Here is a 22,826-nt window from a genome sequence, read left to right as displayed (position 1 = left end):
TGAGATTGCTTCTTATACTTGCTCATGCAGCAAATTTAAACATACGGCATAGCCACGAGTACATAACCACCGCCAAAGGCGGTGGTTTTTCGAGAACTAATAAATATACGAGGGAATTTTACTATAATATAAAAAAGCAAAGAGGAAGTCTCAAAAGTCGAGTCAACCTCTTTTTTATTCAGATACCTGATGGAGAAAATTTTCGTTTAAGCGATTCTCAAAGCCTTCAATTTACTTTTGAGACTTCCTCTTTCTTATAAACCTTCTTCTTGCGGTTTTCCTGCAATCCGGTCGCAACAGCGGGAGATCGGATTAAAATATTCATTCAGCGCGCTGTCCTTTTTCCTGAAGCCGGAATTTAGATTTCTTTTAAAATAAATCAGATAATGATATCTACATTTGTTACAATCGAAAACCGCGATATATGAACCAGTATGTAACAGATTTTGTGAGCCTTATTGATAACAACAGCAATATTATTTTCAATATGACATATCAGGAGGCTGCTGCTGCGGTTGCCTCCGGCGATCCTTTGGCTGTACGTAAAATTGACGGCCAGTTTGCCATTGTTGAAAAGGTAGGCCGGCAGGTATTTATGGCACGTTCGCTTGGCAGGCCCATGCGCTATTTTCTTGCCAAGCAGGTTTCAGGCCCGCTCCTTATTGTAGCAGAACGTATGGATGAAATTTATGAATTTCTCAAACAAAGAGAACTGCATCATCAGTTTCACCCTTCCTATACGAGAATGGTGCCTGCACATCATGTAGTGCGTCTTGAAGTGATAGGCTGCCCCGATCCCAATCCTGTTTATACAAGATTTTTTGAACCGCAAAGGAATGTGCTGCCCACTAACCTTGATGCCATCGGTAAAAAATATATTGAAACATTAGCTAATGAATGTCAAAACTGGTTGTTGACCATTCCAGAAAAAGAGCCGGTTGGTGTTTTGTTTTCAGGCGGTATTGACAGCGGTTCTGTGTTTTTGGTATTATATCATTTAATGCTTAAGCTCGGCATGTCGCCGCAACGGTTAAAAGCTTTTACCTTGTCTGTAAATAGCGGCTCTGATGCAAACCAGGCGCATCAGTTTATGGATAAACTGGGCTTATCGCTTTTTCTTGAAGTGATTGATGTGCCATTGTCATACATCAATTATAAAGAAGCTATCCGGGTAATTGAAGATTATAAATCACTCGACCTCGAATCTGCAACCATGGCGCTGGCGCTTTGCAGAAAAATAAGGGAATTATATCCTGACTGGAAATACATGGCTGACGGCGATGGCGGCGATGAAAATTTGAAAGATTATCCTATAAACGCAAACCCGGAATTAACTATTCGCAGTGTGCTGAACAACATGATGCTGTACCAGGAAGGATGGGGCGTTGATAAAATAAAGCATTCATTAACTTATTCCGGCGGGCAAAGCAGGGGGCATGTGCGTTCTTATGCGCCTTCCAAAAAATACGGGTTCAAAGACTTTAGTCCGTATGCCCTGCCCAATGTGATTGAAGTAGCAGAAGGCATTCCGTTTATAGCACTTACCGACTGGAAAGAAGAAGCGTTATATGCATTAAAAGGAGAGATAGTAAGCCGCGGTATAAAAGCTGTTACAGGGTTTGATATGCCTGTTTTTGAAAAGAAAAGATTCCAGGCAGGCGCCGTATCTGAGGATGCTTTCTCAAAAGTTTTTGGCGCAGGCGAAATAGAATACAGAACATACTTCCATTCATTGTATGCATGATGGGTACGATAGCCATGCAATTACACAGCTTCGTTCCAAAAAGAACAAAGCAGATGCCTGTATTCCTTATCATTTTCTGCATGAAAAGGAACCGGCTTTATCAGGTGATATTGAAACTGTAAATACCATCTTTCTTACAAGCAAAGAATGCGCTTTTAAATGTTTGATGTGTGATCTGTGGAAGAATACGCTGGATGAAGCTGCGCCTTTTGGAGCTATTATTAAGCAGATTGAATATGCATTGGAACGATTGCCGCAGGCAGATGTAATAAAACTGTATAACAATGGAAATTTTTTTGATACAAAAGCTATTTCGCCAAAAGAATATCCTGCAATCGTCAAACTGCTTAAAGGTTATAAAAGAGTTGTTGTAGAAAATCACCCAAAGCTTTGTAACAGGCATTGTATTGCGTTTAATGAAATGCTTGATGGCAGGCTGGAAGTAGCGATGGGCCTGGAAACCATTCATCCTGGCGTATTGCCAAGATTGAATAAGCAGCTTACACCAAAAGATTTTAAAAATGCCACAGGATCGCTGAATCAGCATAACATTGATGTCCGTGCCTTTGTATTATTAAATGCGCCTTATATAACTGATCCGCAGGAAAGCATTGTATGGACTTTAAAATCTATACAGTTTGCTTTTGAATGTGGCGTTGTACGTTGTGCTGTTATCCCGGTAAGGCCTGGTAATGGTGTTATGGATGTTTTATGGAGAGAAGGTAACTATGCACCGCCTTCTCTGGCTATGCTGGAAGATGTTTTTGAAAAAGCTTTGTTGTTGGGGCAAGGGCAGGTTTTTGTTGATACATGGGATATTGGCTTTTTATCAACATGTACGTTTTGTTTTGATGCAAGGAAAAAGCGATTGGAAAAGATGAATTTGGAACAAAAAATATTACCTGAGGTGCGATGCAGTTGCAGCCAGACTTATAGTGCGCAAACGCTATAATGACCTGAGCTACTTTTAATTTACTCGCCCAACACGGGAAACAACAAGAATTGTATAATTAATCGAGCATTACCTGCAATATAGGCAGGCTTTTCAGCTTTTGAAAATCCGGAAGATGATGTGAGAGATAAACAAGCAGGGCTTCCAGTAGCTGGCGGCGCACCTGGCGGTTCAGCCTTATATTATCAAGTTCATTATATAACTGTATGTGCCGGATTTTTGAGACTGCTTCTGCCATGAAACCGGAGATATAATCAGCATGAAAAGGTTCGGCACTGGCGTAAGCGCCTTCTTTTAAATCAAGCACAGGCGTTTGAGCAGAAAAATTGCCATGCAGCTCAAAACCAGATTCCGTTGCCAGGTGCAGTATAAAGTATAACGGGAGGTTAGCCACTGCAGCATCACTGCCTTTGTCGGCTTCCAGCAAGCTGCCTTCCAGCAAACAGAATAGTTCAGGATTGGCTTCAGGCTGTTTGATGGCATGATGAAAAAGCTCGATCATGAACTGCGCAATAGCGGTGCGCATTACATCAAACAAAACCTTTTCATATAAATAGCCCCACTTATACTCTTTAATGAATTGCAGGTTTTTGAGTGCATTATGATACACTTCCATTTCCAGCATGGCTGAAGGCTGAAAGTATATCTGGCTGCCGGGCTTTTTTTTAGTTGCCTGCCGCACCCCTTTTACAATATAGCTTTGCAGGCCAAACAGCTCTGTATAAACAGCCACTATTATGCTTGTCTCACCATAATTGGTGGCTTTAATAACGATGCCCCTCGTTTTATGCGTCATACTTTTAGCAAAGCAAATAATAACTTAGAAAATGAACGAAGTTTGCAAAAGAAATTTTAACAGGTTTGTTTCCGGAATGTATTAACAATTTATGGTGAAATTCTTTTACCTTTGCCGTCCTTTCACAAGGAGCAGTATGGTGACTGTTACCTGTTTTGTTGAAAAAAATTGTTTATACAATAAAAATTTTTACTGATGAAAAGAACGTTTCAGCCACATAATCGCCGCCGCAAAAGCGTGCATGGTTTCCGCAAGCGTATGCAAACTGCAAACGGGCGTAAAGTTTTGGCAAGCCGCAGGGCAAAAGGCCGTAAAAAACTTACCGTTTCTGATGAAAGAAAATTAAAATAATCGTTTTATACATACTATATTTTAAGGCCGGCTCAAAGCCGGCCTTTTTTATTTACAGATAATCAGCCCGTCAAACATTTGTATTTATCTTCGGCACAAACTATTAATCATGGAACTGCATGTTTGTAAAGATTATGAAGATTTGTGCGAGCGCCTTGCCGGCTGGATGGTAGATTGTATATGCAAAACACTTGCAACGAAAGAACGCTTTTCAATCGCCTTTACGGGCGGCAATACAGCCCAGAAACTCTATACGCTCCTGGCTGGTGATGCATACAAAAATAAAATTGACTGGAGCCGTGCCAATATTTTTATAGGCGATGAACGGTTTGTTCCATATAATGATGAACGCAGCAATGCAAGAATGATCCGTGAAACTTTATTGGATCACGTTGCCGTTAACGAAGCGCATGTGCATTTTATGCAAACAGAGAATATGAGCGCTGAAACTGCCGCCAATGCGTATGAAGAAGTGTTGCAGTATTATTTTAATAAAGGCACAAATGAGCACACATTTGATATTGTTTTACTGGGCATGGGCGATGATGCGCACACGCTTTCCCTGTTTCCCGGGCAGAAAGATGCTATTAATGAAACAGCAAAATGGTGCACTTATTTATGGCTGGAGCAACAGGATATGTACCGGGTTACGTTAACGGCGCCTGTTGTTAACACAGCAAGATCAATAGCTTTTATTGTAAGCGGCGGCGGCAAAGCAACAGCTTTGAACAATGTAATGCATAAACCTTACGGCCCCGAAAAATACCCCTCGCAGATAATTAAACCGGCGCATGGCGAGCTGCACTGGTTTGTGGATGAAGCAGCTATGAATGGCTGATGCCCCGGCTTTCCCCTTTTTGTAAAAGCTGTTTTCCAAAGTCGTAAACAGGAGCAAGCCTGTGCGCAAGTACATTTGCGCCCATGAAACCAGGTATTGTAACTGCTGCAATTTTTACATTACTGTTTTTTTTTATTCACATCAAAAGCCCAGTTCAGTACCAATGAAGACCCGCTGAATTACGGTGCCGGCAAAAACAAAGATGTATAAATGCATGCTTTCACCCCTTTCTTCTATAATTCTAACCTTTCTTTTAAATAATCATACCTTTTGCGAGATAAAACGTACCCTTTTTCTGTTCAATCGTACCTTTTTCCCAGTGAATCGTGCCTTTTAATTGAAAAAACATACCTTTTTTCTCATCTTTTATACCTCTTATTTGCTCACCATTGCCGTAAATCTTGCTTCCTGCAGGGCAGAAGGGTTTACAACAACTCCGCGGCAGATGGAAATTGCGCAATCCGGCCTGATTTATTCCCCGCCGGGCTTTGCTGTTACCGGTCTGACGCTTGGATGCGCCTGACCGCGTTGGTAATAACCGCGCTCAATAGAAGTGCTGCAGCCGGCAAACAATAAAACATAAAATGCGCAGCGTTTACGCCTGCAGTTGCCGTTTATTCTTCCTGATGGATAATAAAATAGAAATGGTAATGCAGGCCACTATCATGCCGAGCGAAATAAATACCAGCGTTGTGGCGCTGAACCATGTTTCCAGCCAGTGGGCGCCCAGCATTTTAAGGCCAATAAAGATGAGCACAATGGCAATGCCTTCCTGCAGGTAATCAAATTTGGCTACAGCGCCTTTTAATAAAAAGAAAAGGCTGCGCAGGCCAAGCACAGCAAAAATATTGGATGTATAGATTACCATTTTATCCCTTGAAATGCCCATTACAGCAGGAATGGAATCCAAAGCAAAAACAAGGTCAATGGATGCCAGCATCATCACTACAACAAACAGGGTTGTATAATAGCGTTTGCCGCTTTCTTTTATCCATAATTTGCCGTCGCCATCGCTGTTGGTAAGCGGGAATATTTTCTTTACCGCCCTGTAAGCTTTGGAAGTTTCGGGATCGAAGGCTTCATCGTCTTTACTGTTGAACATGTGAAAGCCGGTATAAACCAGGAAAACGCCAAAGAGGTATAATAACCATTCAAAACGGTTTACCAGCGCAACGCCAACAGTGATAAATAGCACACGGAATACTATCGCCATTAATATGCCCAGCAGCAGCACGCGGGAATAATATTGCTCTTTTACAGAAAAAGAGGTGAAGATGAGAATGAACACGAAAATGTTATCAATGCTTAAGCTCCACTCCATTAAGTAAGCACTGATGTATTCCAGTGCAGGCGTTTTACCATTTTCAAACCACATAAAAACAAAAAACGCCAATGCAAGCACTACCCAGAAAATGGTTTGAAGCAAGGCTTGTTTTATGGTAATGGTTTTACCTTTTTTGCTTAAAAGCCCGAGGTCGAAAATGAGGGCAAATGCTAAAACAACACCAAAAACAATGTAGCTGATTGTATTGTGTGACATGAGTTTGCAATATTACACCCCAAAACGTTTTTTTCTGCGCCACTGGTAAATAAAACCAAATATTATGATCAGCGCAATAGGTATAGCGATGTTTACCAGTTGCCAGCCGGTTTTCTGGTCTTCCACTTTTTTGCGGTCAAGCAGCCGTAACGTAAAATCTTTATTGCGGCTCTCAAAAATGCCGCTGGCGCTGGTGAGATAATCTATACAGTTGAGAAAAAACTCGCGGTTGGCAAAGCGGTAGTTCTCGTAAGGCAGCTCGCCCATAGGCAAAGGCCCGGTTGTATTGCTGATGGCATTGGTTACTATATCTGCATCGCTCATTACTATTTGTTGTGTGGGCTTTGCATTGGCTGATGCAAAAGGTTTATTTAATGCCTTGCCCACAGAATCTTTCACGCTTTGTGTAAGCCGGTTGGCGTACAGGGAATTGAATTTGCCTTCCAGCAATACCGCAACCGGGATGTAATGTTCATTATAGGAAGCGAAATTATCTGTGCTGATATCGTCCATTATTTTTTTAATGCTTACAATAGCCGGGGAGCTTATAAGCCGGCTCGATGTATCGGTTGACAGCAATACTGTTTTCGTTATGCCCGGTGCTTTTATCGTATCAATACTTGATGGAAAGACAGCCAGCACACGGTCTAAATTTTTTGAAACGATATTATTATTGGGTGAAGAAAGGAACGGATAATACGGCCAGGGAAAACGCTGCATGCGCGGGCTGCCATCAGCATTATAACCGGTAACCAGCGGTATTTTACTGCAGTTTAAATCCTGTGCAAGATTGCCGTTTATGCGCACACCGTACCGGAATAAAAGATCATCAATATTAAGGTTGCGGTCGAAGGCCACAAAATCCGCCTGGCTGCGCATCAGGCTGTCCAGTTCTGCATATAATTTATCAATGCACCAAATAATTTTGCCGCCATGCATTACATACTGATCAAGCTTTAATTTGTCTTCATCTGTAAAAGGTATAGTAGGTTTTACAATCAACAAAGTATTAATATAGGCAGGATTGGGGTAAGCCTGTTTCAGATCAAACAAGGCTAAATTATAATCGTTGCGCAGGTTTTGAATAAGGTCGTTTACATATTGCGGCCCGGCTTCACCATTACCCAGGCAATAAGCGATAGTGGGAATTTCCTTTCTTGTAAGCTTCTCTATAGCATTGGCAAACTTGTATTCCAGCAAAGCCTCGGCTGCATTTAAAGTGGCTTCTTTATCGGGTTGCGGGTCTTCATCAACCACATTATAATTTTTAAACACGGTGCGGCTGCTTCTTAAATCTACGGCAACCGGCCTGTAATTGCCGTACTGAATTATGGCGGATGGAATTATTAATTGCTGCACCGCTTTTTCATTGCCGGAAGCAATATTGCTGCTTTGTTCAAACACAACGCCGAGGCGTTGAAGGCTGTCGTATAAAACGACTTGCATACTATCTTTAACTCTATCTAATTGCTGTTGGTTTAAATCTTTCTTTGAAACAATTACAACAGAATCATTTAATAATAATTTTAAACTGTCAGTTAGTTTGTATTCAGGTTTTTCAAAATGAAAGCGGATATTATTATTGCTTAAATCGCGAAACTCATTTAATAAATCATTTGTTGCTATACTTAGCTTTTTATAATCAGCAGGAAGATCGCCGGTAAGAAAAACGGTGATGTTGATGGCGGTGTCAACGTTATTCAATAATTTTTTGGTTGATTCATTTAAGCTGAAACGTTTTTCAGCAGTGAGATCAATTCTATAGCGGAATAAGGTTGACGTATAGATAAGCGCTATCAGAGCAGCCAATAAAATAAGCCATTGATTTTTGGGACGTAAATATTGATTTATTGACTGCATTATCGTTTCTCAATATTTTGTTTTGTAAGAAGTATAAAAAACAGGATGACCGCCAGGAAATAAATGATATCACGAATATCAATCACGCCCTTGCTGATGCTTTTATAATGAAAGCTGATGCCCAGCATCTGCACATAATAATCCAGCCCGTTTGAAAAGAAAGGCAACTGGCTTAAAGCATCAAAGCCTGCATATAATATCAAACAAACAAATGCGCCGCCAATAAATGCCACAATGGTATTATTGGTAAAGCTGCTGGCGCATAACCCCACAGCCGTAAATACAGCCCCTAATAAAAACAAACCGATATAACTGCCAATGGCGGCGCCCGCATCAATGCCGCCGGCTGCGCTTAAATGCTGCAATGAAAATGCATAAATGATTGTAGGGATCAATGCTAACAATACAACCAGTAAAGCGCCGAAGAATTTGCCCCAAACAATTTGCGATGATGTTAGCGGCAACGTTTTTAATAATTCAAATGTGCCGCCTTTGTATTCATCGGCCAGGCTGCGCATGGTAATGGTGGGAATAAGAAATAATAAAATCCACGGCGCTAATGAAAAGAAACCATCGAGTGAAGCATAACCAAAATCGAGCAGGCTGGTATTGGGAAATACAAAAAACATCAGCCCGTTCAGCAAAAGAAAAACAACCAGTGCAATATAGCCGGTAAGGCTGCTGAAGAACTGGTTCCATTCTTTTTTGCAGATCATCCACATGGCTCAAAACTACTGCCTATACATTTACAGCGAAGAAGATTTTGGTAAGAAGCTGTTTAAAAATTTAATTCTTTACAGGGTTTTAGCAATTTTTCGCACAGAGCAAAGAAGTAAACAGCGTAATGAATGCCTCTGTTGGCTCTGTGTTCTCCGCGCGGAAAAAATTTAAACAACGGATAAGGTTTGTTTAAAAATAAGAGGCCGCTAACGCACTTTCCCGGCTCATCTGTTATACCGGCTTTATAGCGTCGATGGAATTTGCAGATGCCACTACGGAAATTACATTGAGCTAATTAAATATCTTTGAATCAGGCCGGTCAGCCGCATAACGGGTATGCTGAATACCCCTTAATGCTGATGGTATGGAATAATTCTGTTATGATATAAACTGAAATAGCATGGTTCTGTCTTTTGGAGAAATATTATTGCGCATATCGCCCGATGAAAACGGCGAATGGATGAATAAAAATATCCTGCAGGCCTATGCCGGCGGTTCTGAATTAAATGTGGCGGCAGCCCTCGCCGCATGGAAGGTGCCCGTGAGCTATTGCACGGCCATGCCGGATAACTTACTGTCGAAACAACTTATTAAATATGCAGGGGCGCTGCAGATTGACACTTCCACTATATTATATCATGGAAATAAAACAGGGCTGTATTATCTGCCCGAAGAAAAAGATGCGTATAACGAAACGATCATTTACGATAAACTGCATTCCTCCTTTTATGACCTGCAGCCGGGAATGATTGACTGGGACCAGGTTTTACAAGGCATACGGTGGTTTCATTTCAGCACTGTATCCCCTTCACTGAATGAAAATATTGCAGCCGTTTGCGAAGAAGCGCTAAAGGCCTGCAAAAGAAAAGGCATAACGGTTTCGGTTGATTTAAACCATCATCCCAAAGCATGGCAGTATGGCAAACCTGCCGGCGAAGTAGTGCCGGCGCTTTTAAAATACTGCGATATTGTTGCAGGCAATATATGGAACATAGAAACGATGCTGAACATTCGCATCCCTGCCAATATTCATTCCATAAGCACAAAAGAAAATTACCTGCGGCAGGCAAAACATGCATCAGAAAAAATCATAAAACATTTTCCGCAATGCAAGGTGGTAGCGCATCCGTTCCTGCTTAAAAAGAATAAGCTGGAATGCTTCGCAACTATATTCGGCAATAATAATTTTTACAGCGCAGCTACGTACAGCAGCGATAAAATAACAGATAAATCAGGCAGCGGCGACTGCTTTATGGCGGGCCTTATTTATGGCGTGTACAATCATCTTCCCTTTCAGCAGCTCATCAATTTTGCCACCGGGGCAGCTTTTCAAAAACTGTTTGTAAAAGGCGAGGTCCTTAATAAAACGGTGGATGAAATAAAAGCTTTCATCCGGCATTACCATTAATCTTTCGGCCTGTCGGCAGGATCGAGGTTACAGTATTTAAAAGGCCCGAAACCAGCGCCATCGCCTGCTTTCTTGCAAGCCGGCGGCAGCCTCTTATAGCTGGTTTCTTCAGCCGTTACCGTATCAGCATCAAAGCCGGCATTGGCCACAGCCGTGCGGATATAATCAAGCGTTATGCGGTCGGGTATATATTGAATTTTTAAAATGCCGTTGCGCAGATCGGTTTTCCATTGCACAATGCCGGCATCCGTATTGGGCCCTTTTTCACGGGTTAAATACTGGTTAAGCCGCTGCTGGCATTCCCAGCATTTCAATTGCGGCACACTAATAGTTCCCCACTGTGGTTTGTTTTGCATCACCTGCGCACTGGCGCTGCCAACAACAAACATTAAAACAACAACACTCATCCACTTCATATAAATAAATTTTATTTATTGGTTTTATATTTTTTTGTTACCGGCAACTGTATTGCATGGCATCTTTTCTTGCGTCGCAACACTTGTACAATTTATTTTTCATGGCATCAATAACCATTGTTTTTAAAAACGCTAATCATGATAAAACATTGTATGATTGCTGTAAGCCATTCATGTCAATAATCAACATTAGTTGCAAAAGTCTGGAGACTTTTCGCAGAGCAACATTTGTACAACTTTAAACCTTAAACTTTAAACTTTCCCCCAACCTCCCGGATCCTCCCTCCAGCTTTTCAGCAATTCTTCCGTTTCTGCTGAAACAAGATTTTTTTCAACCGCCAGTTCAATCAGCGATGTATAAGTTGTTAACGATTCTAATGGCACACTGGCTTTTTTGAATGCTTCTTCAGCCGCCGTAAAACCATAGTTAAAGATAGAAACCATGCCCGCAATTTCAACGCCAGCATTTCTTAATACATCCACCACCTGCAAACTGCTTTTGCCCGTTGAAATTAAATCTTCCACCACAACCGCTTTCTGCCCCGCTTCAAAAAAACCTTCCACCTGGTTGCCTAACCCATGTTCTTTTGGTTTCGGGCGCACATAAATAAACGGCAACTTTAACTGGTCGGCAGCCATTGCACCCCAGGCAATGCCCGCCGTGGCGACACCGGCCAACAGGTCTGCTTCGGGAAATTGCTCAAATATTACATTGCACATTTCACTCTTTATAAAATCGCGGAGAAAAGGGTAAGAAAGCACCTTCCTGTTATCGCAATATATCGGGCTTTTCCAGCCGCTGGCCCAGGTAAAGGGCTCACCGGGACTAAGCTTTACCGCTTCTGCCTGCAATAATTTTTCAGCAATAATTTTTTCATTCTTCATGCTGCGAAGATATTATTATTGAATATTGCAAACTGAACATTGTATTCATCAAACAAAACAGCATGACAAAAAAAATTACAGCAGCAGGCGGTTTGGTTTTTAATGATAAAGATGAATTGCTCATGATATTCCGCCGCGGCAAATGGGATCTTCCCAAAGGCAAATTAGATGAAGGCGAAACCATAGAACAATGCGCCGTGCGCGAGGTGCAGGAAGAAACCGGTTTGCAAAATGTGCAGCTTGAAAGTTTTTTGGGCATTACGCACCACAGCTATTTTGAACCACGCATACACAGCGATGTTTTTAAGGAAACGCACTGGTATAAAATGCATGCGGCAGGCGTGCAAAAATTAGTTCCGCAAACGGAAGAGGATATTGAACAGATTGAATGGGTAGATAAAAAAGATTTTTTCCAAAAGCTGCAAAACAGTTACACGAACATTGTGGATATAATTGGCAAACTATAGGGCATGGAAGACATTTTTTTAAAACCGGCACACCGCTTCCCGGCCCGGAAATTAAATACCCGGCGCTTCTTTCACGATCCTGCCTTTTTCAGAAAAATACAAAAGCACTTTTTGTACGATGCTGTTTTTTTCCGCATAAATTTTATACCGGGTCTTTTTATCACGCTCAATAAGGCTTACGCTGCCGGTCTTCCAGTCGCCGTATTTGCTGTTGTCAAAAGCATCCTGCACATCATCGGGCAAATCCTCAAACTCTATCTTTTTTTCACTTTCTTTCCACGCGCCACTGTTGTTAAATGTGGCCGTCCAGGCTTCTTCATCCAATGTAAAGCTTGCTTCAAAACCGGTGAGGTTATCTTTCCATACCACGTTCTGCGCATCGGGGTATTTCTCCCTGAACGCACGCGCTACCTCAGCCGGTATTTTGGGGGGCTGGGCATGCAGCCTCATTGCCCATGTAAGCATCATCATTAAAACCAAGATCATCTTCCTGTTCATCAGCTTAAAAATTTTCCACCTAACAGCTAATTGCGTACCAATATCGTTAGTTTCATCATAATATTGTTTTAATACAACCAGGCTGCCCTACTTTTAGCGCATGAAGATACTTACTGCTTCTTTGCTTATCCTGCTTGTTTGCCTTCAACTGCATGCCCAAACATTGCCCCTCGCCAGGAATTATGAAGCGGCATATAAAAAACAAACCCGATCAGCAAACGGCAGGCCTGGCAAAAGTTATTGGCAAAATACAGCCGGCTATAATATTGCTGTACGTTTCAACCCGTCAACAAGGCTTGTTTCGGGCAGTGAAGATATTGTGTATTTTAATAACAGCCCCGATACGTTAAACGAGATTATTTTTAAGCTCTATCCCAATTTTTATAAAAAAGGCTCGCAGCGGGATTCACCAGTTGATACAGCAGACCTCTCTGACGGCGTTCACATAACCAGCCTTTCTGTTAATGGCGCCAGCCGGGAGATACATGAACCGGAAGGCACAAACATGAGATTGCACCCCGTTAAGTTAATGCCTGGGGAGAAGATGAATTTTCATCTTGATTTTTCATACCTGCTCAATAAAACATCACACCAGCGCACCGGCATGGTTGACGACAGTTCGGCATTCATAGCCTATTTCTTTCCGCGCATAGCCGTGTATGATGATATTGACGGCTGGAACAGAATTCCTTACACCGGCCAGGTGGAAATGTATAATGATTTCTGTTCTTTTAATGTGAGCATCACTGTTCCCGGAAACTATCTTGTTTGTGCCACCGGCGATTTGCTGAATGCAAATGAAGTGTATGCGCCTGCCATTGCGCAGCGCATCAGCGCTGCAGAAAAAAATGATGGCATAACCAAAGTAATTGATACAGGCGATTTAAAGAATGGCAGCATTACCGCACAAGACCCAACCAATACCTGGAAGTTTAAAGCCGACAGTGTAACGGATTTTGTATTTGCCACCAGCAATCATTACGCATGGTATGCCAGCAGCCTGGTAGTGGATAAAGCAACACAAAGAAGAGTAAGGGTTGATGCGGTTTTCAACCCGGCGCACAAAGACTATTTTAATGTGATTGATTATGCAAGGAAAACAGTAGAAAGCATGAGCTACAATTTTCCTGCATGGCCCTTCCCCTACCCGCACGAAACCATATTTGACGGCCTTGACCAGATGGAATACCCGATGATGGTAAACGATAACCCGCTTGATGACAAAGCCGATGAAATTGAGCTGACAGATCATGAAATATTTCATACCATGTTCCCGTTTTATATGGGCATAAATGAAACGAAATATGCCTGGATGGATGAAGGCTGGGCGTCAATAGGGGAATGGCTTATTTCGCCAATGATTGATTCTTCTGTAGAAGATGATTATGGCATGGGCGCTTATAACCATAGCGCCGGCTACGATTTTGATGCGCCCATTACCTCGTTAAGCACGCAACAAAACGGCGCCAGCTATTTTTTGAATGCGTATGCAAAACCAGCCATGGGCTATTTGTACATAAAGGATATGCTGGGCGATGAATTGTTTACAAAAGCCCTGCATTATTACATGGAGCAATGGCATGGCAAGCACCCAATGCCCCTTGATTTTTTTAACTGCATGAATGCCGGCAGCGGCAAAAATTTAAACTGGTTCTGGCAGCAATGGTTTTATGATGAGGGTTATCCGGACCTTGCCATCATGAATGTGAAACAAAGCGGCGGCAATATTACCGTTACAGTTGTAATGAAAGGCAATAAGCCCGTGCCCGTTCATCTTACTGTTTATTATAAGGATGGAACCACAGAAGCCTTGCACCAAAGCATGGCCGTTTGGGAAAAGAGCAATGAAACAGCGGTTAGTTTTACGTCAGGCAAAAAAATAAAAAAAATTGTTTTAGGCGGGGTGCATGATGCGGACACAGACAAAACCAATAATGTTTGGCAGCCGGAATAATAAGGATTGAAATTAAGAGAATAGTTATGCCACAGATCCCATCCCGGTGGGCCCGCGACAGCAGTCTGACCGAAGGACAAAGGCATGCAACCATACGCTTCCAAACATCCATCAGGCCGTCTTCGCCGTGCCGGTGGAAGATGCAGGTTATCAAAAATATTTTTTCGCCAGCCTGCCAACAAAAGGAAACTGCGCAAACTCTTTCTTTTCAATCTTTATAATAAATAACATAAAAGCAATAATAAATACAGCGCCAAGCGACAGGCTAAAGCCGGTGTTTTCAAAGAGCCCTGTTATAAAATGATGCAGGAAAAACAGCAGCAGCGCAATGCCTATATATGCCAGTAATTTCTTCCAGGGGTATGGCACGTAATATGCTTTTTGCCCCCATACGTAGCTTATTATCATCATGCTGAAATAACAAAGGAATGTGGCCCAGGCAGAAGCCACATAACTGTAATGCGGTATAAAAATATAATTCACCAATATGGTAACGGCCGTGCCTGTCAACGTAATTTTTGCACCATCCATTGTTTTGTTGGTGAGCTTGTACCATATACTCAGGTTATAATAAATGCCGAGGCACATATTGGCGAGCAGCAATACCGGCACCACTTTCAATCCCGACCAATATTTTGGCGATATGAAGTTTCTCCATATTGGCATAAACAATACCACCACCAGGAACATGGCTGAAACGGTTATCACAAAAAATTTCATTACACGGGCATACGTTTTTTGCGGGTTATCGCCTTCGGCCTGTTTAAAAAAGAAAGGCTCCGCCCCCATCCTGAATGCCTGTATAAACAAGGTAATTAAAATAGACAATTTATAACAGCCATTATAAATGCCGCGCTGTTCATCGGCATAACCGTTTGCAGATGGCAGCCACCAGCCCAGCATTAAGCGGTCGAATGTTTCGTTTACCATGCCGCCAAGGCCAGCCACCAGCATGGGCAATGAATACGCCATCATGGTAAGCCATAACTGCAAATTGAATTTCCATTTTTTAGGAAACACCCATTTGCTCAAAAACACCAATGTTAAGAACGAAGCAATTACGTTTGCAAGCAGCACATAGATTATAGGGTTTATATCCGGCCTGTACACAATAATCGCCCAACTGCCGGGATCAGCTTTTGCTTTTGCCGGGCAATACGACAAAAAGAAAACCGTAAAGCCGATATTGATGAGTATGTTGGCGATCTTTATACATGCAAACAATCTGGGCCGGCTTTCATACCGCAGCCGTGCAAAAGGAATGGTTGACAAAGCATCCAGCCCGATAACGATAATGCTAAGCTGTATCAATAAAGGAAATTCTTCCAGCGTTGCAATCTTTGCCAGCCAGTGCTGTTTCATCCACAGCAAAACGCTCAATACAATACTGCTCACCAGCAAGCTTATAGTGGCTGTATTGTTCACAGCATCATGGTCATGGTCTTTCCGCATAAAGCGGAAATAGGTGGTTTCCATTCCATACGTAAAGATGATATTGAACATGGGGATGGCTGCATAAATAGCGCCCATCTGCCCATAGTTAGCTGTAGAAATTAAAGAAGAATAAGTAAGGTAAGGCGTTAATAAGTAATTGATAAACCGCGCTGCAATGCTGCTGATCCCATACCAGAAAGTTTGCCCCGCCAGTTGTTTAATGCTGCTCAATCAAAAAAAAGTTTCCGCAAAAATAGGGATTGAACCGGGAGATTTCTTCCTTTTAAAACCCGCTCTTCCAGTTTTAAAAACCAACCGCTAATCCTCAAGCATGGTAACATTGGCGAAATAAGTAATATACAGTTAATAACAGCTTTGCACACAGGTAACATTCAATGAAGACTTTTACATGGGTTCATAGCATTAAGTTAGAGATTCTATGCAGCCCCGTTGTTTAGCGGGGCTTTATATTTTAAAGCTTCGCCTCATACAGAATGGATAGTAAAACGTAATTTTTAAAGCTCCGGCAGGAAGGAGAACTGATTACCGCAAAGCCCTGCATAAAAAATCAGAGCCGCTCATTTTCTGAAGCGGCCCTTAAAGCATAACCCCCATAAACTGTTTTAACTGTATTGTAATAAAGTGTTTGAATTGTTTAACCAATCGTGTTAATCGTAAATAATTATAAGCAGGTAACAGGCAATACGAAATACATAAGGTATTACACCGGCCCACTGGCAAAAGCAATGCTTTATCCATTCACTATGTTCACCAGCCTGCCATTAAGGAAAGCAGAAAGATTATGCACGGCTATATGCATCAGCCTTGTTCTCGCTTCTTTGCTGGCCCAGGCAATGTGCGGGGTAATAATGCAATGTTTTGCTGTCAGCAAAGGGCTATCCGCGGATGGCGGTTCAGTGGCAAGCACGTCAATGCCGGCGCCGGCTATTATATCATTGTTCAATGCATGGGCAAGGTCTTCATCAACAATAATGGGGCCACGGGCGGTATTCAGCAAAAAGGCCGAAGGCTTCATCAGTTGCAGGTTTTCTTTATTAATCAGTCCTTTTGTTTCCGGCGTTAAGGGGCAATGAATGCTCACTACATCCGATTGCTGCAGCAATTCTTTTATACCTGCCCACTTAAAATTTTTACGGTGCTGCTGATCCGTCTGCGTTCTGCTGCCGGCAATTATATGCATGCCAAATGCCGAAGCTATATTGGCTACTTTCTGCCCAATAGTGCCAAAACCAATGATGCCGGCTGTTTTGCCTTCCAGTTCGGTTAACGGGTAATCCCAAAAACAAAAATCCGGCGAAGCCGACCATTTGCCCTGCCTGACAGCATCGCTGTGCCGCTGCACATGATGTGTTAATTCAAGCAGCAATGCAAAAGTAAGCTGCGCCACAGAAGGTGTGCTGTAGCCCGGCACATTGCACACCGGGATATTCCTGGCCCTTGCCGCCGCTATATCAATAATATTATATCCTGTTGCCAGCACACCGATATATTGTAATGAAGCAAGCCGGCTGATCGTTTCTTCAGAAAGCGGCACTTTATTGGTTAATATGATGTCTGCATCTGCTGCCCGCTCCACAATTAATAATGGCGCAGTGCGGTCGTAAACAACCAGTTCGCCCAAATCTTCTAATTCTTTCCAGGAAAGATCGCCGGGATTTAAAGTATAACCGTCTAAAACAACAATTTTCATCCGCCGGTTTTTAAAAATTCGTATTGGCCTGACAAGCCTGTGCAATATTAACATATATACCCTAACGGCGCTTTCTTTAATTGTTTTCAGAATAGTTTGGCACAGTTGAATGGCCTGATGAAATATCTTAGCCGCATGAAAAAACTGTTTCCTTTTATTTTTATTTTACCTGCGTGCCATTTATTTGCCCAGCCAATAGACTATAAAGGCTTGCCGCAATGGAGCTGGCATAAAGAAGATTCTACGGAATATTATTTATATACGCCGTCAGACAGGAAGAAAGGAAAGAAATATCCTGTTGTGCTGGCTTTGCATGGTTGCTGCGGTACAGATTACCATGCCAGGTTGCGCAATACCGTTGACCCGATTGTACGTGTATGGCATAATTTTTCTGCCAATACGCAAAAAGTTCCTACTTATATTATAGCGCCTGCCACCTCGCTTGGCTGGCAGCAGCATTTTGATAACCTTAAAAAAGTAATAGACGACCTTATTGCAAACCAGGATGCCGATCCGCAGCGCATATACGTGTGTGGTTTTTCTATGGGCGCAGAAGGGGCATTCCATATAATACAGCAATATCCGGGTTATTTCGCGGCAGCTATTACAATGGGCATGGGCTTCAGCGGAGATCCAGCCAGGGTAAAAAACATTCCCCTCTGGTGCAACCAGGGGGAGACAGATTATTTTTCCAGGTCGTTGCGTAAAGATATTGCCGGCATCCGCCATGTAAATGGTGATGTACACGACACGGGCGCCACATGGGTTACCGGCGTAAACCCCCTGTACTCAAGTTTTAAAGGTTACGGCCATGGCATAATGTGGGTGGCCGCCAGCACGCAGGATTTAACCGGCTGGGCCTATTCAAAGATCAACGACGGTAATATTTATCCAACTGTATTTTTCAGATCGCCTTCCTACAAGCAAACAGCAAATCGCGGGGAAAAAGTAACGGTTGACATTGATGCAAATGATGCCGATGGAAGCATTGCAAAAGTGGAGGTTTTCTATGGCGGCAGCCTGGTTAAAACATTTAAAAAGGCGCCGTTTAAGCTTACATTAAAAGCATACAGGGGCGATAATGCTGTTAAAGCCGTTGCTTATGACAACAAAGGCAAGGCATCAACTGCCGAAACCATTTTGAGGGTAAACGTTAAGCCAGATATATCCTGGCAATTTTTAAATGATGCACAGGTTGGAAAATTTTACAGCGTAAAAATAAATGGCAGCGGCGGCAATGGCGACCTGGTTTATTCCACTGATGAAAAAAAGCTTCCGCCGGGTTTACTGCTTTACCCTGATGGCACATTAAAAGGCATACCATTAATTCCTGCCAGCAATTATTCAATCCCGGTTATTGTTCAGGATGAAGACGGCGATACAGCCAGCTATGTTTTTAACTTACGGGTGCCGCTTAAAAACCGGAGCGATGTGCTGGTTACCAATGCTGTTTCGGATAGAGGGATCGCCTGTCCTGTTTCTGGAATGATGCCGGGCGAATCGCCTTTCTTCAACAGTAAAGACACTGTTTTAACAACACGCACGGAGGAGATTAATTTCAGCGACATAGGCAAATATGAGGGGCTGACCTTTATTAAAACTGACATAAATGAAAAGGATACATCGGCTGATAATTTCTTAAGCTTTAATATAGATAACGATGCCACCGTGTATGTAGCGTATGAAACACTTAATGCCAACTATCATTCAACCCTCCCTGACTGGCTGAATGATTTTGAAAAAGAAGATGGGCAGATCGTTGCACAGTACCGTTATTATAATGTATATAGTAAAAGTTTCCCGGCGGGAAAAGTAGTATTGCCACCGGCAAATGCCAAAGCAAATAATGTGGGCACAGGTTATTTTGTAATGGTAAAAAAGGATTAATACATCGGTAATTCAATTTACCGGCAATGCTTATTATACCGTGAGCCGGATAAATTTATGCATTAGTTAAACGCATACAGAAACTGTTTTAATCACATAGTTAGATTTTGGCTGGCAGGTTATAGAAAATATAGTTATTGAAGCGTAGTTTCAATTTATGTGTTTCTATGTTTTCCTGCATAACTATGAGACCTGTTTATCTATGTGATTGTGCATTAAGGCATTGCACATTTTTATACCACATAGAATATAATCACATGGTTTTACAGATAAGAACCGCTGCAGAAGCTGCATCATCCATATACAAAAAGAGGCCCGCCGGGATAATTATCTTTTTTTCAGCCAATAGGTTTTTCCCGGCGCAGTATCGAATGTTGTAATATACAGGCTTCCCTGCTGTACAGAAATAAGCCGGGCGTTTGCACACTGCAATGGCATGGATGAGCTGATGACGCACCTGCCGCCTTTATTTGCCGTAATGGCCGCTTCGTTCAGCCTGTGCCCGCTCCATTGCATAGCCACTTCAAAACCGCCTCTTGCCATAAGCCCGGTTACAGAACCTGTTTCCCATGCTGAAGGCAGGGCAGGCAAGAGTTGTATAACGCCGGTATGGCTTTGCAGCAACATCTCCGCCATGCCTGATACGCCTGCAAAATTTCCATCAATCTGGAAGGGAGGATGTGCATCAAAAAAGTTGGGATAGGTGCCGCCGCTGTTATGCATTTCTACCTGGCCGGTATTGGTGTATTTTAATAACTGGCGTATAAGCAGGTATGCATGGTCTCCGTCTAATAGCCTTGCCCACCAGTTTATTTTCCAGCCTTTGCTCCACCCCGTTCCGCCATCGCCTCTTATTTCCAGCGTTTTCCTGGCTGCGCGGAAAAAGGCCTTATCGCCGGGTGTTATCTGCCGGCCCGGGTATAAGCCAAACAAATGCGACACATGGCGGTGCTGCGGATCTGTTTCTGGAAATTCTTTATACCACTCAAGCAACTGGCCTTGTGTGCCGGTATGCAAAGGATAGAGCCTGCTTTTTTTTGCAATAAGCGTATCACGAAAATCTTTATCGGTATTTAAAATTGCGGATGCTTCAATCACGTTGGTAAACAAATCCCAGATGATTGACATATCCATTGTGGTGGCTACAGATGTGCCATGGGCCTTGCCCGCGCTGTCAAGAAACTTGTTTTCCGGCGTTGTGGATGGCGCTGTAACAAGATAGCCGTTCTTATCTTCTACCAGCCATGCTGCAGAAAACAATGCAGCCTGCCTCATAATGGGATAAGCCTGCCTCAGAAAATCTGTATCAAGCGTGTAAGCATAATGTTCCCACAAATGGCGGCAAAGCCAGTTGCCGCCCATCGGCCAGTTGGCCCAAACGGGGTCGCCCTGTCCTTTATCGCCCACGGGGTTGGCCACAGCCCAGATGTCGGAGTTATGATGCGCCACCCATCCGTCAGCATGATAAAATTCTCTGGCTATACGTGCGCCGGTAACCGAAAGTTCTCTTATGAAAGCAAGCAGGGGATAATGCATTTCTGTAAGATTGGTTACTTCGGCAGGCCAGTAATTCATTTCTGTATTGATGTTAATGGTATAGTTAGCGCTCCAGGGCGGCCTTAATTCCTTATTCCAGATACCCTGCAAATTAGCCGGCGGGCTGCCCGGCCTTGAGCAGGAGATCAACAGATATCGGCCGTATTGGAAATACAGGGTTTCCAGGCCGGGGTCATACGCGCCTGCAGAATAAGCTTTCAGCCTTTCATCTGAAGGAAGCAATAACCGGGGATTGCTTGCGAGCGTATCTTCTATCTGAAATGAAACCCGGCTGAAATATTTCCGGTAATCAGCGATATGTTCAGCGCGCAGGGCAGCAAAGCTTTTTGCCGATGCTGCTTTTATCAGCGAATCGGCTATAGCATTCTCGTTCCTGCCATCTGCATCCGGGCATTTATCAAAACCATTAAAACTGGTAGCAGCCGCAACACATATAATAACTTCTGTTGCATTATGAATGTGTATGCCCGATGTATCGGCGCTTAATTTTCCGTCCTGCTTCAATAGTTTTATACGGTACTGAAAACGCATACCGTTGCAGCCTGAAGTGTCTTCATATATAACCGGTGCCCTGCCCGGCACCTCGTGATAGTTGGGATCAACGTGGGCAGGCGCTTTGCCGCTGATAACAAACTCAGTATTGCCATTAACGGCAGCTTTGTAATGCAACTGGCTTTTGGCAGTAAGATCAAAGCTCAGTTTTCCTTTTTGCGATGCCGCAAGTTTTATCATCATTACACCGGCAGGGGCAGATGTAAATATTTCCCTTGTATATTTTATGCCGTTTACAGTAAAACCGGTTGAGGCAATCGCCTCTTGTATATCCAGGCCGCGATAATAATCGGTTGGTGCTGCCCCATTAAAGTTTTGATGAATCATGATATCGCCCATTGGCATATAAGATTCTGTAAATAAGCCCTGCATATATTTGGTAAGTGAATCTGCTTTTGAATAATCTTCCTCCTTCAGCAGGGCTTCCCTTATTAAAGCAAGGTATGGATAAGCCCGGGGATTAATGGTATCTTTCACAGGGCCGCCACTGTATAAACTGCTTTCATTCAACTGCAATAACTCATCCTCCACGCCGCCAAAGATCATAGCGGCAATATGGCCATTGCCCACGGGCAAAGCCTCTACCCATTGCATTGCAGGCCGGGTGTACCATAATTTTAATGCGCTGTTTTTTTGGGTTTGGGCAAATGATGATTGAATATGAATGATGGCGAAAGTGCACAAACATATTAGCTTTATACCCTGTTTCATGGCTGCCTTTTTAGGTGATGCGTTTAGCTTAAAAGGCTTCAAGATAATAATAGTCTGGGTAAACAACGAAAGCTCCTGTTGAGAGATCAGGCCTGCGGCCTTGCCTGCATAAAAAACACCATGTTATGATGTGGGCCAGCGTTTCCTCAGCCAAAAAGTAAAGCAGCAATAATATAAAATGGCGGATTTTTATAGCCGAAGTTGTTTAGGCTTATTTTAACCGAACAGAAATACAGTCATTTCTTAGAAGCTGTCTAAAAATGATTTCTGGGGTTTTGTATGATGCTAAAAAATATAAACGCTCTTGCACGTCTTTCCCCCGCCGCGGCGGGGGAATCTGCTTTAGATTTTAAGCGCAGATACCCGATCAGGTCGGGTATGACGACCGACCTTGTTGTGCTTTATTCATACCTTTTAAAACATGCAAACATGCTTAATGGTGTTTCAAAATTCTATTTTTAGACAGACTCTAAGAAGCTGTCTAGAAATGAAATGTAAAAATACCCTTATGTGGATAAGTGGATAAAAAAGGCTGTGGCTTAATG

At 42.8% G+C, this 22,826-nt stretch carries 19 protein-coding genes; 9 read left to right on the top strand and 10 right to left on the bottom strand.

Going from position 1 to position 22,826, the window contains the following annotated elements; all coding sequences use genetic code 11:
• From QM629_RS14665 to QM629_RS14655, 3 genes are all read left to right on the top strand, one after another.
• Window positions 1–260, top strand: a 260-nt coding sequence (locus QM629_RS14665; protein WP_415160636.1) for a hypothetical protein, incomplete at its 5' end; no start/stop codon positions are given.
• Window positions 261–424: 164 nt separating this feature from the next.
• Window positions 425–1,744, top strand: a complete 1,320-nt coding sequence (locus QM629_RS14660; protein WP_415160635.1) for an asparagine synthase-related protein — start codon at window positions 425–427, stop codon at window positions 1,742–1,744.
• Window positions 1,737–2,696, top strand: a complete 960-nt coding sequence (locus QM629_RS14655; RefSeq protein ID WP_415160634.1) for a radical SAM protein — start codon at window positions 1,737–1,739, stop codon at window positions 2,694–2,696. Before QM629_RS14660 ends, QM629_RS14655 begins: the two co-directional genes overlap by 8 nt.
• Window positions 2,697–2,754: 58 nt before the next feature.
• Here QM629_RS14655 and recO read toward each other — a convergent pair whose 3' ends face one another.
• Window positions 2,755–3,492, bottom strand: a complete 738-nt coding sequence (recO, locus tag QM629_RS14650) for a DNA repair protein RecO (RefSeq protein WP_415160633.1) — start codon at window positions 3,490–3,492, stop codon at window positions 2,755–2,757.
• Between the two features lie 195 nt (window positions 3,493–3,687).
• On the opposite strand from recO, the gene rpmH reads away from it, so the two are divergent.
• On the top strand, window positions 3,688–3,843 hold the full coding sequence (gene rpmH / locus QM629_RS14645) for a 50S ribosomal protein L34 (RefSeq protein ID WP_415160632.1): 156 nt from the start codon (window positions 3,688–3,690) through the stop codon (window positions 3,841–3,843).
• 109 nt (window positions 3,844–3,952) lie between these two features.
• A complete protein-coding gene (gene pgl / locus QM629_RS14640) occupies window positions 3,953–4,681 on the top strand; it encodes a 6-phosphogluconolactonase (RefSeq protein WP_415160631.1) in 729 nt (242 codons plus the stop codon).
• 595 nt (window positions 4,682–5,276) lie between these two features.
• Here pgl and QM629_RS14635 read toward each other — a convergent pair.
• Genes QM629_RS14635 through QM629_RS14625 form a run of 3 tightly spaced genes read right to left on the bottom strand, consistent with a single transcriptional unit; the run spans window position 5,277 to window position 8,803 of the window.
• The gene (locus QM629_RS14635; protein ID WP_415160630.1) at window positions 5,277–6,221 is read right to left on the bottom strand and encodes a TerC/Alx family metal homeostasis membrane protein; all 945 of its coding nucleotides are present in this window, start codon (window positions 6,219–6,221) and stop codon (window positions 5,277–5,279) included.
• A gap of 12 nt (window positions 6,222–6,233) precedes the next feature.
• On the bottom strand, window positions 6,234–8,081 hold the full coding sequence (gldG, locus tag QM629_RS14630; protein WP_415160629.1) for a gliding motility-associated ABC transporter substrate-binding protein GldG: 1,848 nt from the start codon (window positions 8,079–8,081) through the stop codon (window positions 6,234–6,236).
• A complete protein-coding gene (locus QM629_RS14625) occupies window positions 8,081–8,803 on the bottom strand; it encodes an ABC transporter permease subunit (RefSeq protein ID WP_415160628.1) in 723 nt (240 codons plus the stop codon). The genes gldG and QM629_RS14625 overlap by 1 nt, the downstream gene beginning before the upstream one ends.
• 398 nt (window positions 8,804–9,201) lie before the next feature.
• Between QM629_RS14625 and QM629_RS14620 the strand changes: the two genes are divergently transcribed.
• Window positions 9,202–10,209 (top strand): sugar kinase, encoded by a 1,008-nt coding sequence (locus tag QM629_RS14620; RefSeq protein ID WP_415160627.1) that lies wholly within the window; start codon window positions 9,202–9,204, stop codon window positions 10,207–10,209.
• Here the strand turns inward: QM629_RS14620 and QM629_RS14615 are convergent.
• Both QM629_RS14615 and pyrE read right to left on the bottom strand, forming a co-directional pair.
• Entirely contained in the window at window positions 10,206–10,625 is a 420-nt protein-coding gene (locus tag QM629_RS14615; RefSeq protein ID WP_415160626.1) for a copper chaperone, read from the bottom strand. The two genes, QM629_RS14620 and QM629_RS14615, sit on opposite strands and share 4 nt — an antisense overlap.
• Before the next feature lie 252 nt (window positions 10,626–10,877).
• Window positions 10,878–11,510 (bottom strand): orotate phosphoribosyltransferase, encoded by a 633-nt coding sequence (gene pyrE, locus QM629_RS14610; protein ID WP_415160625.1) that lies wholly within the window; start codon window positions 11,508–11,510, stop codon window positions 10,878–10,880.
• A gap of 62 nt (window positions 11,511–11,572) precedes the next feature.
• On the opposite strand from pyrE, the gene QM629_RS14605 reads away from it, so the two are divergent.
• On the top strand, window positions 11,573–11,977 hold the full coding sequence (locus QM629_RS14605) for an NUDIX hydrolase (protein ID WP_415160624.1): 405 nt from the start codon (window positions 11,573–11,575) through the stop codon (window positions 11,975–11,977).
• A 51-nt stretch (window positions 11,978–12,028) separates the two neighbouring features.
• Here the strand turns inward: QM629_RS14605 and QM629_RS14600 are convergent, their stop codons facing one another.
• On the bottom strand, window positions 12,029–12,475 hold the full coding sequence (locus tag QM629_RS14600) for a PepSY-like domain-containing protein (protein WP_415160623.1): 447 nt from the start codon (window positions 12,473–12,475) through the stop codon (window positions 12,029–12,031).
• A 100-nt stretch (window positions 12,476–12,575) separates the two neighbouring features.
• Between QM629_RS14600 and QM629_RS14595 the strand changes: the two genes are divergently transcribed.
• Window positions 12,576–14,429 carry a M1 family metallopeptidase gene (locus QM629_RS14595; protein ID WP_415160622.1) on the top strand — a complete coding sequence of 618 codons (1,854 nt, stop codon included), beginning with the start codon at window positions 12,576–12,578 and terminating at the stop codon, window positions 14,427–14,429.
• A gap of 150 nt (window positions 14,430–14,579) precedes the next feature.
• Here the strand turns inward: QM629_RS14595 and QM629_RS14590 are convergent, their stop codons facing one another.
• Window positions 14,580–16,094 (bottom strand): oligosaccharide flippase family protein, encoded by a 1,515-nt coding sequence (locus QM629_RS14590; RefSeq protein WP_415160621.1) that lies wholly within the window; start codon window positions 16,092–16,094, stop codon window positions 14,580–14,582.
• Window positions 16,095–16,614: 520 nt separating this feature from the next.
• The gene (locus QM629_RS14585; protein WP_415160620.1) at window positions 16,615–17,574 is read right to left on the bottom strand and encodes a D-2-hydroxyacid dehydrogenase; all 960 of its coding nucleotides are present in this window, start codon (window positions 17,572–17,574) and stop codon (window positions 16,615–16,617) included.
• Between the two features lie 135 nt (window positions 17,575–17,709).
• Here QM629_RS14585 and QM629_RS14580 point away from each other — a divergent pair, with 135 nt between their 5' ends.
• Window positions 17,710–19,461 (top strand): Ig-like domain-containing protein, encoded by a 1,752-nt coding sequence (locus QM629_RS14580; RefSeq protein ID WP_415160619.1) that lies wholly within the window; start codon window positions 17,710–17,712, stop codon window positions 19,459–19,461.
• A gap of 327 nt (window positions 19,462–19,788) precedes the next feature.
• Here the strand turns inward: QM629_RS14580 and QM629_RS14575 are convergent, their stop codons facing one another.
• Window positions 19,789–22,281 carry a glycosyl hydrolase family 95 catalytic domain-containing protein gene (locus tag QM629_RS14575; RefSeq protein ID WP_415160618.1) on the bottom strand — a complete coding sequence of 831 codons (2,493 nt, stop codon included), beginning with the start codon at window positions 22,279–22,281 and terminating at the stop codon, window positions 19,789–19,791.
• Window positions 22,282–22,826: the final 545 nt, after the last annotated feature.

The organism is Parafilimonas sp., assembly GCF_047606085.1.
In the GTDB taxonomy this organism is placed as follows: Bacteria; Bacteroidota; Bacteroidia; order Chitinophagales; family Chitinophagaceae; genus Parafilimonas.
This window is presented reverse-complemented; position numbering and strand designations above follow the sequence as displayed.